The sequence below is a fragment of the uncultured Roseivirga sp. genome (assembly GCF_963973945.1).
In the GTDB taxonomy this organism is placed as follows: domain Bacteria; phylum Bacteroidota; class Bacteroidia; order Cytophagales; family Cyclobacteriaceae; genus Roseivirga.
In genome coordinates this window covers 14570-29060 of sequence record NZ_CAXBBV010000019.1, presented here as the reverse complement: position 1 = coordinate 29060, position 14491 = coordinate 14570, and the positions used below count along the sequence as shown (strand labels likewise).

The 14491-nt window shown below is 39.2% G+C and carries 10 protein-coding genes; 4 read left to right on the top strand and 6 right to left on the bottom strand.

Annotated features, from left to right (window positions below; genetic code table 11):
- Positions 1 to 107 precede the first annotated feature (107 nt).
- Both AAC026_RS19120 and AAC026_RS19115 read left to right on the top strand, forming a co-directional pair.
- Complete coding sequence (locus AAC026_RS19120; RefSeq protein WP_339701524.1) at positions 108 to 4112, top strand: AAA domain-containing protein; 4005 nt, start codon at positions 108 to 110, stop codon at positions 4110 to 4112.
- A 412-nt stretch (positions 4113 to 4524) separates the two neighbouring features.
- The gene (locus tag AAC026_RS19115; protein ID WP_339701522.1) at positions 4525 to 5091 is read left to right on the top strand and encodes a M48 family metalloprotease; all 567 of its coding nucleotides are present in this window, start codon (positions 4525 to 4527) and stop codon (positions 5089 to 5091) included.
- A gap of 20 nt (positions 5092 to 5111) precedes the next feature.
- Here AAC026_RS19115 and AAC026_RS19110 read toward each other — a convergent pair whose 3' ends face one another.
- Genes AAC026_RS19110 through recQ form a run of 4 tightly spaced genes read right to left on the bottom strand, consistent with a single transcriptional unit; the run spans position 5112 to position 10321 of the window.
- On the bottom strand, positions 5112 to 5582 hold the full coding sequence (locus AAC026_RS19110; protein WP_339701519.1) for a gliding motility lipoprotein GldH: 471 nt from the start codon (positions 5580 to 5582) through the stop codon (positions 5112 to 5114).
- A complete protein-coding gene (gene ricT, locus AAC026_RS19105) occupies positions 5579 to 6775 on the bottom strand; it encodes a regulatory iron-sulfur-containing complex subunit RicT (protein ID WP_339701516.1) in 1197 nt (398 codons plus the stop codon). Before ricT ends, AAC026_RS19110 begins: the two co-directional genes overlap by 4 nt.
- A 34-nt stretch (positions 6776 to 6809) precedes the next feature.
- Positions 6810 to 8099 (bottom strand): phosphoribosylamine--glycine ligase, encoded by a 1290-nt coding sequence (gene purD / locus AAC026_RS19100; protein ID WP_339701513.1) that lies wholly within the window; start codon positions 8097 to 8099, stop codon positions 6810 to 6812.
- Positions 8100 to 8131: 32 nt separating this feature from the next.
- Positions 8132 to 10321 carry a DNA helicase RecQ gene (gene recQ, locus AAC026_RS19095; RefSeq protein WP_339701511.1) on the bottom strand — a complete coding sequence of 730 codons (2190 nt, stop codon included), beginning with the start codon at positions 10319 to 10321 and terminating at the stop codon, positions 8132 to 8134.
- A gap of 81 nt (positions 10322 to 10402) precedes the next feature.
- On the opposite strand from recQ, the gene AAC026_RS19090 reads away from it, so the two are divergent.
- Positions 10403 to 11374, top strand: coding sequence for a KpsF/GutQ family sugar-phosphate isomerase (locus AAC026_RS19090; protein ID WP_339701508.1), 972 nt, complete (start codon positions 10403 to 10405; stop codon positions 11372 to 11374).
- A gap of 1 nt (position 11375) precedes the next feature.
- Positions 11376 to 12446 (top strand): mannose-1-phosphate guanylyltransferase, encoded by a 1071-nt coding sequence (locus AAC026_RS19085; protein ID WP_339701505.1) that lies wholly within the window; start codon positions 11376 to 11378, stop codon positions 12444 to 12446.
- A gap of 76 nt (positions 12447 to 12522) precedes the next feature.
- Here AAC026_RS19085 and rlmB read toward each other — a convergent pair whose 3' ends face one another.
- Positions 12523 to 13269, bottom strand: a complete 747-nt coding sequence (gene rlmB, locus AAC026_RS19080) for a 23S rRNA (guanosine(2251)-2'-O)-methyltransferase RlmB (protein WP_339605892.1) — start codon at positions 13267 to 13269, stop codon at positions 12523 to 12525.
- Positions 13266 to 14486: a GWxTD domain-containing protein gene (locus AAC026_RS19075; RefSeq protein WP_339701502.1), complete on the bottom strand. Its 1221-nt coding sequence runs from the start codon at positions 14484 to 14486 to the stop codon at positions 13266 to 13268. The genes rlmB and AAC026_RS19075 overlap by 4 nt, the downstream gene beginning before the upstream one ends.
- Positions 14487 to 14491 lie beyond the last annotated feature (5 nt).

Sequence of the window (14491 nt, the reverse complement as noted above, 5' to 3'; positions counted from 1 at the left end):
ATTTTTATGAATGCTGGAGAGAATAAAATGCTTTTTCCAGCATTCTTTTTTTGAGTAAAAACAATTTTCATGTTGCTTGAACAGCAGACTAATTCCTAAATTCGACTATGCAACACATTTTGCAATCCTACCTTAGGCGATTGACAAACCTTTCAGCGAACAACCGCTCGCTGGTGTTGCTCAAGCTTTTGTCCGATCAGTTTATCGATCTCCACGATTTCGATCACATGGACTTAAAGCCTTCTTTTCGGATTATAGAAGACATTATTTCACAGAAGGCTTCAATTCCACTTATTCCAAACTCAGATGCAAGAGATGCCCGGTCTAATCAGCTCGCTACTCGATTGAGAAAAGTGAAAAGAAGGGAGCAGTTCCTTTTTGATGAAACAGGGGGAAAGGATTTGTATGTCGGTTGGCCCTTTGTGCACGGCATGTTCAATGATGGTTCCATCGTTCGAGCCCCACTTATTTTCTTTCCAGTTAATCTGGAAATGAAAGACAATGAATGGAGTCTAAAGCCAAGAACGGATGTGAACGTAACCCTCAACAAGAGCTTTTTAATGGCTTATGCCCATTTTAACAATGTGAGCCTTGATGAAGACTTGCTCGAAAGGTCTTTTGATGATTTTGAAAAAGGAAGTACAGTGTTCAGAACGAGCCTGTATGATTTGCTCGAAGAAAGCAAGATCAGTATCCGATTTGGAAGCGCTATTTATGCCGATAAACTGAACCCATTTGCTGAATTCTCAAAAGCTGGATTCGAAAAAAATAATGACCTCGGTAAGCTCAATTTGGTTTCAGAAGCGGTATTAGGCATTTTCCCTCAAGCCGATTCTTACCTTATGCCAGACTACGAACATATGCTGGCCAATTTAAAAGTGGATTCGCTGGAAGAGTTCTTCGCCCAGAAAAACCTTTCAGAACAAAACGACTTTGGAGCCGACTTTGATCCGTACCGATACTTTCTGGACAAGGTAAAAGAAGAGGAAACTTTCACTCCTTTCAGAAAAGATGTATTTCAAGAAAACGCCATCAAGGCAGTCAAAAAAGGAAATTCTATTGTAGTGCAAGGCCCTCCAGGTACAGGAAAATCCCAACTGATTTGTAACCTAATGGCCGACTACATGGCCAGAGGAAAGAAAGTACTTTTAGTAAGCCAAAAACGAGCAGCTTTAGATGTGGTGTATGAACGCCTAAAATCTAAAGACATCACTGATTTTGTGGGCTTGGTACATGATTTCAAAAATGATAGAAAGGAGATTTACTCGAAAATATCCAACCAAATTAGCCGACTGAATGAGTACAAAAGGAACAATACCAATCTAGATGCCATTCAACTCGACCGTGCTTTTAAGCAGGCCAGCCGAACCATTGATGATGTAACCGATACACTAGAAGATTATAAGAAGGCGCTGTTCGATGATACTGAAAGTGGGCTTTCTGTAAAGGAATTATACCTGACCTCCGACCCCGAGGCAGAGTCAATTTCTTTGGTACAAGAGTATAACCAGATTGATTTCCGTGGCAATCAATTTGAAAAGGAAATGACCCGCTATTTTGAGTATGCACAGAAATTAAATGTGGAGGGGCATCCTTGGTCCGAACGGGTTGACTTCTCTTCTTTTAAGATTCAAGACCTGAAGAAAATGCTGGAATATTTAGACGATATTCCAGTGGAGACGAGCCGTTTAGCAGCTGAAGTTTCGGCCATAGTAGAAGAGAAGGTGGACTATGACACCTGCCGAAGAATGGGTGAAAACCTAGAAAAGCTCAAGTCATTTAATGAGTACCTCAAAAACGAAGAAATTTATACGCTTTTAAAGCCAATGATTGGTGTTCCTAACCGCGATAGTGACTTGCTATGGTTAGCCAACAACAGGGTTTTGATCAATAAGTGTTTTGAAGGCGAGGGAATTGAAAGAAGCCTAGAAACCAAAGAGCTTGGAGAGGTTCAGGTGCTTTTGAAAAAGAGGGCGAGCGCTCGTAAATCACTGTTGAAATCATTAAAGTGGAGTTTTTCTAAAGAGAAAATCCGATTGGCGAGAATTCTTGTGGCAAATGGGCTTTCAAATACCAAAGAAGATTTTAAGACTCTAGACCAGAGAATTGACAATCGTTTGAATTTACAGCATCAGATCACAAAGATTAAATCCGTTGTTTGGATTCATGAAGTACCAAAAAAATTAGATCAGGAGGCCCTTAACCATTGGATTGATCAGCTTGAAATGGCGCTGAAAGCCAAGTTGATTTTCGCCTCTTTTGCTAATTTTAAAGAGTACTTTCCAGTCAAAAAACTCTCCGCTAAAGAATTAAAGTCACGGTTGAATAGTATTCGCGTTACTTTAAAAGATTTACCAAAAAAGAGAGAAAAGTGGAATCAATACATTCTTCCAATCCAGGTCGATCAGTTACTGCTTTCTACCGATTTTCTTTCCCAACTAAAGCGAACACTAAAGCGCGATTTCGATTCTATTTGTGAAATGGATCAAATCAAAAGCTCTTTAACAGAGGCTAGACTTTCTGGGCTTAAAAGGTTGGAAGAATTAGGGGCAAGAACCACCTCAGAATATATAGCCATTTTCGACAATAGCTTGCGCTTGGCGTGGATCGATCATATAGAAAGCAAGTACCCAATTCTAAGAACGGTCTCTACTTTAAAGTTCGAACAAATGGTTACCGATCTTCAAGATGCAGAGGCACAAAAATTAGAAAGCAGTACACATATTTTACTCCAAAAAGCGACAGAAAAAACCTATGAGCCTGCGGAATACAATCGACTGAATAATATGATCACCTACCGCGATCTTGAGCATCAGGTGAATAAAAAGCGACAGGTCTGGCCTTTGAGAAAACTGATCAACCATTTTTCAGAAGATATTTTTTCTTTAGTGCCATGCTGGATGGCTTCACCAGAATCCGTTTCGGCCATTTTCCCTATGGAAAGCTTTTTCGATTTGGTCATTTTTGACGAAGCCAGTCAGTGCTTTTCAGAAAAGGGCTTACCCACCATTTATAGGGGAAAACAATTGGTCATTGCTGGTGATAACCAACAGCTGAGGCCAAATGACCTGTATCGGGTAAAGTGGGAAGAGGAGTCAGAGGAGATGGCATTGGAAGTAGAGTCGCTTTTAGAGCTGTCGAGTAAGTTCTTAATGCAAGTGCAGCTTCAAGGCCATTACAGAAGTCAGTCACTGGCTTTAATCGATTTTTCGAACCAACATTTCTATAAAGGCAAGCTTCAGATGCTTCCTCACTTTAATCAAATTAATGACTCAAAACCTGCCATTGATTTTATCAAAATGGATGGGCTTTGGGAAAAGCAAACCAATATAATTGAAGCTGAAAAGGTAATTGAATTGCTACTTCAACTCATGAAGAACGAGACTTCAAAATCGGTAGGGGTGGTTACTTTCAATGTAAGTCAACAACATTTAATTCAAGATAAAATTGAAGAGAACGGACTGGGTGATTGGGAAGGGCTTTTTGTGAAGAACATTGAAAACGTTCAAGGGGATGAACGTGACATTATCATTTTTTCTACGGCTTACGGGCGTGATGCGAAAGGCAAAATCAATCTGCAATTTGGCAGCCTCAATATGGCTGGCGGAGAGAACCGATTGAATGTAGCCATTACAAGGGCGAAGGAAAAAGTAGTGATTGTAACCTCGCTGCTGCCAGAAGAAATGAAGGTAAGTCAGCTAAAGAATGAAGGCCCAAAGCTACTCAAGGCTTATTTGGAATATGCAAGAAAGGTATCAGAAGGAGAATATGAGCCCACTGTCAATGCCTCAAAAGCCTTTGGTCAAGATTGGTATTTGAAAAACAAACTGAAGGATTGGGAAAAAGACTTTCCTATAAAATTCACCGAAGAACTTCCTTTTGCCGACCTTTCTTTAAAGTGGAGGGGAAAATACAAAGGCGTGTTAATGACGGATGACAATGTGTTTTATGAAAGTGCCACTGTTAAGGACAGCTTTGTTTATAAACCATTTCTATTAGAGTCAAAAGAATGGAAGTATAGATTTGTTCATAGCCGAAACTTCTGGCAAAATCCACAAGTGGTAAAAGAGAACATAGGCCGTTTGGTGGAGGCGGTTCAAGAGCCCTCTTGAAATGTTTTGTTTGGTTGATTTTAGTAGAACGATAATATAGAATTCAGATATTTAAAGAAGAGACTACTCTTTTAGATATTATTAAAGTACTTAATAGATGTATAAAATACTGTTTACGTCTGCCTTTATGATCGGGGCTCTTTTTTTGATAAGAGCCCTTTTGGCACTTATGGTCTCTTCGAAGGCGAAAATTCCATTTAGGGAGCAGTTTGATTTTGATGTGATTGAACTTGTACTATTGATAATTTTCTTCATTTTTCCTGCATCCTCCATTTTATGGTTAGTAGAGACAGACTTAATCAGTGCTAACTAGATTTACCTGACATTGGCTCTACCCCTTATATTGCTCATCAACTTTAATTATATCATACATCCTTTGAGTTATTTGTTAAAAAACACAGAATATTCCAGAATGGCAGAGTATGAGGCAATATTGTTAGCGAAGCATAGAGCCCGGTTTAGCATCAGGTTAATACCAGGTAAAATCACAAATGCTTATGTCACAGGAATATTGCCTTTTTCAAGAGTAATTCTTGTTGGCGAAGAGTTACTAAAAATTATGACACAGAGACAGATAGAAGGAATATTAATGCATGAAGTTGGCCATTTCAAGCATGGTCACATGCGAAAACTCTTTTACATCAGCCTCTTGGTAAGCCCATTAGCCATTTCACTTTTTAATATAAGGAGTGAAATGGCGATTTTAAATAATTTTCTTATCCTAGATTTAGCCTCTGTTGGTTTAGCAGGCGGAGTGTTAGGTTTCTTGATGTTATACATTCCAGGAAGGTTTCAGAGAAAATATGAACTGCAAGCAGATTTGTTCGCAGCGAAAGCTGTAGGTGCTGAAACGTATTTGAGTGCATTAGACATTATGGATGAAGTATCCGGAGGGGAAGTTAGTAAGGGGGGAAATACTCATCCGAATCTCGTTTCACGGGTAAAACATATAAAGTCAATGATGCATGAAGAACAATAAATTGAATTTCTTTCTAGGCTTTATTTTTTTATCTCCTCCACCCGAATCCCCACAGAGGGAACTTCCTGTAAATCAGCTTCGCGCATATATTGGGCTACTTTTATTTTGTAGGCCCCTGTTTTGGGAAAGGTGTAGGCAGGAAGAATCTCTACTTCGTGTTGAAAAATGCTGTTGCCTTTGCCAGATGGCTTTCCTGTAATGGGATCAAACAATTGAATATTGATCAACTCAGACTTGATTTCTGTGCCTTGTTCGTTCAGCAAGTAATAAGTGAGGTAGAGGTTTTGAGATTTAAAGTCAATTGAATTACGAACGTTCAACAGTATCCTTTTGGGTTGGTTGTCATCGATGCTAAACTCGAATTCAGGGATGGTGTCCATATTCCATACGGCAGCCTCAAAATCATACACCTCTTCATAGATTTTGTGCCGATCACAGGCACTTATTGTAATCACCAAAACTAACAGACAAAGCCATTGTACTCCTTTCATTTCTCGGGCCTGTTATTTTTGTTTTTACGATTATTTCTATTTCTGTTCTTGTTGCTCCTACTCTTGTTTTTGGAATTGAGATTGCCCTTCTGTCCACCTTGATTTTGTCCCTTATCCTTTTGCTTGAACTTCTTGTCCATTTTCTCAAGATCACGATTGATGCCTACATCGCTCAAGTCTTTAATCTCAAGTTCGTCTAAGGTAAGGGTTTCAGGAATGACCCCTTTTTCATTCATCTCTTTTATTTCTGCCACTCTAAGGGCATCAATAGGATGCCAAGTGTTTTCACCATCATAGCCAAACCACATGATTTTTCTGAAAATGTCAGTTTTTTGAAGCTTGGCATCTCCTACCTTGGTTTTTAGCTTGGTCACTTCTGGAATATCTTCCAAAGCCTCCATATAAGTTTCAAGCTCGTAGTTGAGACAACACTTCAGTCGGCCACACTGCCCAGAAAGTTTACCTGGGTTTAAGCTTAGGTTTTGGTAGCGCGCAGCACTGGTGCTCACACTTTTAAACTCGTTCAGCCAAGTAGAGCAGCACAATTCCCTTCCGCAAGAGCCTATTCCACCCAAACGACCCGCCTCTTGTCGAAGGCTGATTTGTTTCATTTCGACACGGATTTTGAACTCACTGGCCAAAACTTTGATCAGTTCTCTAAAGTCAACGCGATCTTCTGCTGAATAGTAAAAAGTAGCTTTTGTATTGTCTGCCTGAAACTCGACATCGGTGAGTTTCATGCTAAGTTTTTGGTCTTGAATAATCTGGCGTGTACGAAACATGGTAGGCATGTCGCGTTTTCTTACACTGTCGTATTTCTCTAAATCTTTGAGCGTAGCCTTACGATAGACTTTTTTGATTTCATCGTTGTTGGCAATCTTCTTCTTTTGCATTTGAAGGCGAACTAGTTCGCCTTGCATTGAAACATAGCCTAAGTGATGGCCACTTGGCACGTCTACAATAACGGCATCGCCAGTAACAAAATCTATGTTATCGGTATTGCGGAAGAATTCTTTTCTGCCGTTTTTAAATCTAACCTCTACAATATCGAAAGTGTCTACAGCGGGCATGTCCATGTTGGACAGCCAGTCGAAGACATTCATTTTGTTACAACCTCCGGTTGAACAGCCTCCGTTATTGTTGCAGCCAGCTACCTCGCCTTCGGTACTTACTCCACAACTACTACAGCTCATAATGTATATTTAAGGCCTTTTGGCCGTTAAATCGTTATTTTAACAAATTTAGGATGTCTTGGCCAATATCTCTTCTGTGATATTGATCTTGCCAAGCAATTTTACTCACCCCATTATACGCATTTTCAAGGGCTTTTTCTACTGATGTACCCATGCCTGTAACTGCCAAAACACGACCTCCGTTGGTCAGTACTTTACCTGCTGGGCTTAGCTGAGTTCCTGCATGAAAAACAGTAGCCTCATTTACATGCTCTATTCCAGTAATTTCTTTGCCTTTTTCATAAGCCTCAGGGTAACCTCCAGCAACCATTACCACAGTGGTGGCAGTTTGTGAACTAACACTAAAGGTTTTTTCTTTAAGGGTACCATTTGCAGAACCTTCTAGGATTTCTAGTAAATCGGAGTCAATTCTGGATAAAACGGATTGTGTCTCAGGGTCGCCCATTCGGACGTTATATTCAATTACAAAAGGCTCGCCTTCCATATTCATAAGGCCAATGAAAAGGAATCCTTTGTAGTCGATGCCTTCTTGCTTCAAACCATTGATCGTTGGCTTAATTACTTTTTCTTCTACCTTGGCTAGAAATTCTTTGGTAGCAAAAGGAACTGGTGAAATAGCACCCATGCCTCCAGTATTTAAACCTGTGTCTTTCTCTCCAATACGCTTATAATCTTTGGCTTCGGGTAGAATTTTATAGTCTGAGCCATCACTTAATACAAAAACAGAAAGTTCGATTCCGTGTAAAAACTGCTCAACCACTACGCGACTTGAGGCTTCGCCAAATTTGGCGTCTACCAGCATTTCTTTTAGGGTTTCGCGAGCGTGCTCTGCTGTTTCAGAAATAATTACTCCTTTTCCAGCTGCTAAACCGTCTGCTTTTAAAACAATGGGAGTAGGGTGGCTCGAAACATAATTGAGGCCTTCTTCCAGTGTGTCAATTGTAAAGGTTTTAGATTTTGCAGTAGGAACTCCATGGCGATTCATGAAATCTTTAGAGAAATCTTTGCTGCCTTCTAACTGTGCACCATTTGCTCCAGGCCCAACTAGTAATACATTTTTTAGCTGATCATCTTTTTCAAAATAATCTCGAATACCATTTACCAATGGGTCTTCTGGCCCAACAACCACCAGGTCAATTTGATTTTTGATCACAAATTCACCAATGGTTTGAAAGTCGGTTACTTTAATATTTACGTTTTCGGCAATGGCAGCAGTACCCGCATTTCCAGGTGCTACAAATAGTTTTTTACATCGTGGGCTTTGCGAAATTTTTAAAGCAAAAGCATGTTCGCGTCCGCCACTACCCAACACAAGAATGTTCATGAAATTTGAAATTTTTGAAGCGGTAAAGGTAATTAATTTGCGTACTCTGAGTGGAATTTTATTCTCACTAAACGAAGGTCTTCTTCAGAAACATCTTCATCTTGAAACTCATCTAAAGCAAGTTGAATATCATCGCTTTCCGCGTTTAGGAAGTAGTCAAGAATGTCCTCCTCTCGGTCTTCATCCATGATTTCTTCTAAGTAATAATCAAGATTAAGCTTGGTGCCAGAGAAACAGATAATTTCCATTTCGTCCAGTAAGGTTTCCATGCTCCAACCTTTCATTTCGGCTACTTCCTCCAAATCTATCTTCCTATCAATCTGTTGAATGATATAGATTTTGTTTTTGGATTTTGAGCCAGAAGACTTGATTACTACTACATCTTCAATATCAATATCGTTGTCTTCAACATATTTATTGATAATTCTAAGGAATGGAGCACCAAACTTCTGAACCTTGCCCATTCCAATACCATTTACATTGCTCAACGCCTCCTCTGTGGTTGGGTAGGTGGTGGCCATTTCTTGAAGAGATGGCTCTTGAACAATAGCGTATGGAGGTAAATCATGCTCTTTGGCAACTTTTCTTTGCTCTGCTTTTAGGAGGTCGAAAAGTACTTTATCGAAAGATTGCCCTGTCGTGGTCTGATGTGTTACTTCATTGCCATCATCTTCACCTAAATCTACATCACTAAAATCATGATCCTTAGTGAGTTTAAATGAATACGGGTTTTTTAAGAAGTCTTTACCTTTTTGCGTAAGTTTTAAAACACCAACATTTTCAATGTCTTTGGCCAAGAATTCGTAAAGAAGGGTTTGACGAACTACAGATTTCCAGAAACTTTCTTCTTGCTCTTTGCCAGCTCCAAAAACTGGCAGTTTATTGTGTTTATAACTTTTAACGTATTGGTTTTGTGAACCACGAATCACATTTACAATGTGCCCTAAGCCAAACCTTTCGTCCGTTTCGGTTACTGCTTGAATGGTGGTTTTTATGTAGTCTTTTGCCTCGTATTCTTCACGCTCATAACGACAGTTGTCACACATGCCGCTTTCACGACATTGGGTGTCATCATATTCTTCTCCAAAATAATGGAGCAATTGTTTTCTCCTACATACTGTGGACTCCGAGTAATAACTCATTTCATCCAGTAGAATTTTAGAGTTTTCTTTTTCGGTAACGGGTTTGTCTTTGTTGAATTTCTCCAGCTTCATTATGTCTGAATAGCTGTAGAACATAATACACTGCCCCTCGAGCCCATCTCTACCCGCACGACCTGTTTCTTGATAGTAGCCTTCAAGTGATTTTGGTACATCGTAGTGAATAACAAACCTAACATCTGGTTTGTCAATACCCATTCCAAAAGCAATGGTGGCTACAATTACGTCTACTTCTTCGTTAAGAAAATCATCTTGGTTTTTGATTCGAACCTCAGGATCGAAGCCAGCGTGATATGGTCTGGCGTTGAAGCCGTTGACCTGAAGGAAGTTTGCTATTTCTTCTACTTTTTTACGGCTAAGGCAATAGATAATTCCTGATTTGCCTTTGTTTTCCCTCATGAACTTGATCAATTGCTTTTTGATCGATTTCTTAGGTCTAACTTCGTAATAGAGATTTTCGCGATTAAAAGACGACTTGAAAAGGTCGGCTTCTTCCATTTGTAGGTTACGCTGAATATCTAACTGTACTTTTGGGGTAGCTGTAGCCGTAAGCGCAATAATGGGTAAATCGCCAAGTTGGTCGATAATACTTTTAATTCTGCGGTATTCGGGCCTAAAATCGTGACCCCACTCTGAAATACAGTGCGCTTCATCAATAGCGGCAAAAGAAATATTTGCCTGCTTAAGAAATTCTACGTTTTCTTCTTTGGTGAGCGACTCTGGTGCAACATATAGCAGTTTTACTTCTCCAGCGAGCACTGCTTTTTTAAGTTTGTTGATCTGACTCTTGGTTAAAGTCGAATTCAAGAAACGGGCATTAATGCCCACAGCATTCATTTGATCCACTTGATTTTTCATCAGAGCAATCAAAGGCGATATTACGATGGCCGTTCCAGGTCTAACAATGGCAGGCATTTGATAACACATCGATTTACCAGCCCCAGTGGGCATAATCACGAAGGTATTCTTACCTGCTAAAATATTTTGTATTACTGGTTCTTGGTTGCCTCTAAAGGTATCGTAACCGAATACTTCTTTTAATTTTTTTCTTAATTCCTCCACACTTCCTATAAATATATCCAGTTCTTAAAAACGTTTGGGCGAATCCTTATCTTTGTTGCACATGTTTCAAACGCCATTAAGTTGAAATTAGCAAAAAATATTCAAACCACAGCCAAAAACACACTTCTCAAAGAAGCGGATGCGATTCGGCAAATTTCCGAATTTATTGACGATAGTTTTGAAGTTATCGTTTCATTAATTTTAGAATTAAAGGGAAGGGTTGTTATAACAGGTATAGGAAAGAGCGCAATTGTAGCAAATAAGATTGTAGCGACCCTAAATTCGACAGGAACCCCCTCACTTTTTATGCACGCAGCAGACGCCATTCATGGTGATTTGGGTATGGTGCAACCGAATGATGTAGTTATTTGTATTTCGAAAAGTGGAAATACTCCTGAAATTAAAGTATTGGTTCCACTGATTAAAAGAACGGGAGCTAAGTTGATTGCACTAGTGAGTAACTTAGATTCGGATTTGGCCAAACAGGCGGATCATGTGTTGAACGCAACAATTGATAAGGAAGCAGATCCAAATAATTTAGCACCTACCACTAGCACCACCGTGCATATGGCTTTGGGCGATGCCTTGGCGGTCTGTTTATTAGAGTGCAGAGGGTTTACCAGTAAAGATTTTGCAAAGTACCATCCGGGCGGATCATTAGGTAAACAGTTATACTTGAAAGTAGAAGACATTTACCCTAAGAACGAATTGCCAATTGTAAAGCAAACGGATTTAGTAAAAGAGAGTATTCTTGAAATTTCGAAGAAACGTTTAGGTGCCACAGCCGTTGTGGATAATAATGGAAAACTGACGGGTATTTTTACTGATGGGGATATTAGGCGAATGATCGAAAAAGATATGAGCTTTGAGCATCGAACCGTTGGAGAAGTGATGACTAAGAATCCAAAAACAATTGAGAAGGGCGAATTTGCAATACGCGCCATGAATCAAATGAGAGAGCATTCAATCAACCATTTGGTAGTTTTAGATCACGCTGAAAACATAGTTGGCTTTATCCATATCCAAGATTTGATAAACGAAGGAATAATATAGCATGAAACATCATTATGTAGTGATTATGGCGGGCGGAATAGGAAGCCGCTTTTGGCCTTATAGCCGTGCAGATAAGCCTAAACAATTTTTAGATGTTTTAGGAACAGGTCGTACTTTACTCCAAATGACTTATGATCGCTTTTTGACAATATGTCCAGAAGAGAACTTTTATATCGTAACCAACAAGCGATATTATAACTTAGTAAAGGAACAACTTCCAGCTCTTTCTGATGATCAAATACTCTTAGAGCCAGTAGGAAGAAATACTGCTGCTGCAGTTGCTTATCCTGCTTTTAAAATAAGGAAAAAGGATTCTAAAGCGATTATGATTATTGCCCCTTCTGATCATGTTGTTTTTAAAGAGAATCTTTTCACACAAAACCTAAATACAGCAATAAAAGCCTCAAGTGGCTCAGATAAGCTTATTACTTTAGGAATTGTTCCGACTAGGCCAGAAACAGGGTATGGTTATATCCAGTACCATTCTAGCCCTTTGAAAAAGGTGAAAAAAGTGAAAACATTTACTGAAAAACCTGAATTGGAGCTGGCTCAAAAGTTTGTCGAAAGTGGGGACTTCGTATGGAACGCTGGAATTTTTGTTTGGTCTGTAGAAACTATTGTGGCAGCCTTACATGAGCATCTTACTGATTTGGCAATGATTTTTGAAGAAGGGGAGGATGTTTATTATACTTCAGGTGAACAGGAGTTTATTAATGATGCCTACGCTCAATGCAAAAGTATTTCCATTGATTATGGTATTATGGAAAAAGCCAGCAATGTTTTTATGGTAAAGGGAACATTCGATTGGTCTGATTTAGGGAGTTGGGATTCTTTACATGAGATAAAGGCCAAGGATGACCATGGTAATGTAGTAGATGGAAAGGCGTTATTGTATAATGCCAAAAACTGCTTTGTAAAAGGGCCAAAAGACACCCTAATTGTGGTACAAGACTTAGAAGGCTATCTCATTACTCAATCAGATAACGTAATTCTTATTTGTAAAAAAGATGCAGAGAAAAAATTCCGTGAGTTTTTACACGATGCCAAAACCAAAGGAGAAGAATTTAGCTAGCCTTTAAATATGAAAATTAAGCAAAAAGGGAATTTTTCTAACAGAAAAACTCCCTTTTTGCTTCAGATTTTAATGGTTAACCCCTTTGTCTTACTACTTCATATAGTACCACAGAAGTTGCTACAGAAACATTCAATGATTCTATATTTCCCTTGATAGGAAGTTTACAAAGTTCATCTGCAAGTTTAAGGTATTCAGGCGAAATGCCGTCTTCTTCAGAGCCCATGAGCAATGCAATCGGCACTGTTAAATCTTGTTGATATACCAAATCAGTTGCTTTTTCGGTACAAGCTAAAACAGTTATGCCATTGTCTCTAATTTCTCTTAACGTAGTTTTTAAATTATCTGCCCTGCAAACAGGAATGAAGTTTAAAGCTCCAGCAGAGGTTTTCATCGCATCGCTGCCCACTTGAGCGCTTCCTCTAGAAGGAATGACAATACCATGAGCACCAACACATTCAGCAGTTCTGGCAATTGCACCAAAGTTTCTTACATCGGTAATACGGTCCAATACAATCAAAAGAGGGACTTCTCCTTTACTGTAAGCTTCGGAAATAATGTTATCCAAAGAAGCATACACCACAGATGAAACAAAGGCAATTGCACCCTGATGGTTTTTACGCGTAATCCGGTTTAGTTTTTCAACAGGTACTTTTTGAACTGGAATGTTAAAGTCACGAGCAGCCACCAACAGCTCAGTAGTCAACTCGTTTTTAATGTCTTTTTGAAGAAGTAGTTTGTCTATTTCCTTTCCCGCATTTATGGCTTCAATTATTGCTCGACTTCCGTATATGAAGTCGTCTTTTGGTTGGCTTATCATCATTCAATTACTTTTCCACTACGCCAACTGGTCACAGCGTCCATCCACGATTCTTTGTATTTACTTTCTCTTATTAGACTGTATTCCAAAAGATTACTCTCAGCCGAAACGACTGCGAAATTAAAGCGGATTCTCCCTCCGTTTGGAGCAGCGTATACCCATAGCTCTTGTTCTTCATTCCGAAATACCTGCAATGGATTCCCATAAATCTGATAAACCATTCCTCGGTCGGTTTTCCAGCCTTCCTTATTTGATGTAAAAAGATGGGCCGATTTCCGAACCCTTCTATAATAGAACTTTACAAAATCTTGTGCTACTTTTCCCCCATTTGAAATTCGAGTGGTAACAAAATCTTCAAAAGCCATTCGCGAATCTGTTGCTCTTCTTAGCGTTTTAAACTCATCGTTGGTTGATATGAAAATTAAAGGCTCAATCATTTTTTCAAACTGACCAAAATAAGGGTAGAAGGAGTCTGTCACCAGAATACCCATACTATTTGATGGTTCAGTAGAATCGTTAATCACATAGTAACCAGCGGTAGAAAATTTCATTATTTCACCCTCTACTGGCCCATAAAGCGTATCAATTTCTATAACGGTGGGAGCTTGTACCCTTCCTTCATCAAAAGTGGGGATAGCAACAGCCTGATTGTTAACAACTCCTTGAACTTGGTATTTGCCATCATTTCCAAAAACATTCACCAACCGAACGGCTTGGTCTAGATTAACAAATCGAGAGAAATAAGGTACATTTCGTTGTGCTTCAAAAATGAGGAAGGGCTGGTTTCTAGTATTTTTGTTTCTTTGAATGGGGATGTCAATTAAGAATTTTCTGTTGCGTAATATGTTGTTGACTTCCAAGACAATAAGGCTCTGGTCTGGAGTTTTTTCAAACTCGAATGAATAGATAAACTCGCGAAAACCAGTAGCAATTAGAGCAGCAGAATCTAACCTTGTAGCGGAGTTTACATGCTTTTCATCAATGTAACTATCACGAATATCGTATTGAATTTCGTAATCGCTGATTTTAACCACGCCACTATTCAGTATAAAGCGAACATATACTTTTACTTTGTTACCATCTTGGGCAAGCCTGTGGTCAATAAGAAATTCATGATCTTGGTTGTAAAGAAAGCTAACGTCTGCAGAACTCATTCGGCTTTGAGAAAACAGCCATTGAGCGCAAATGGTAAGAATTAATGTGAATACAAGCCTTTTCATCCGAA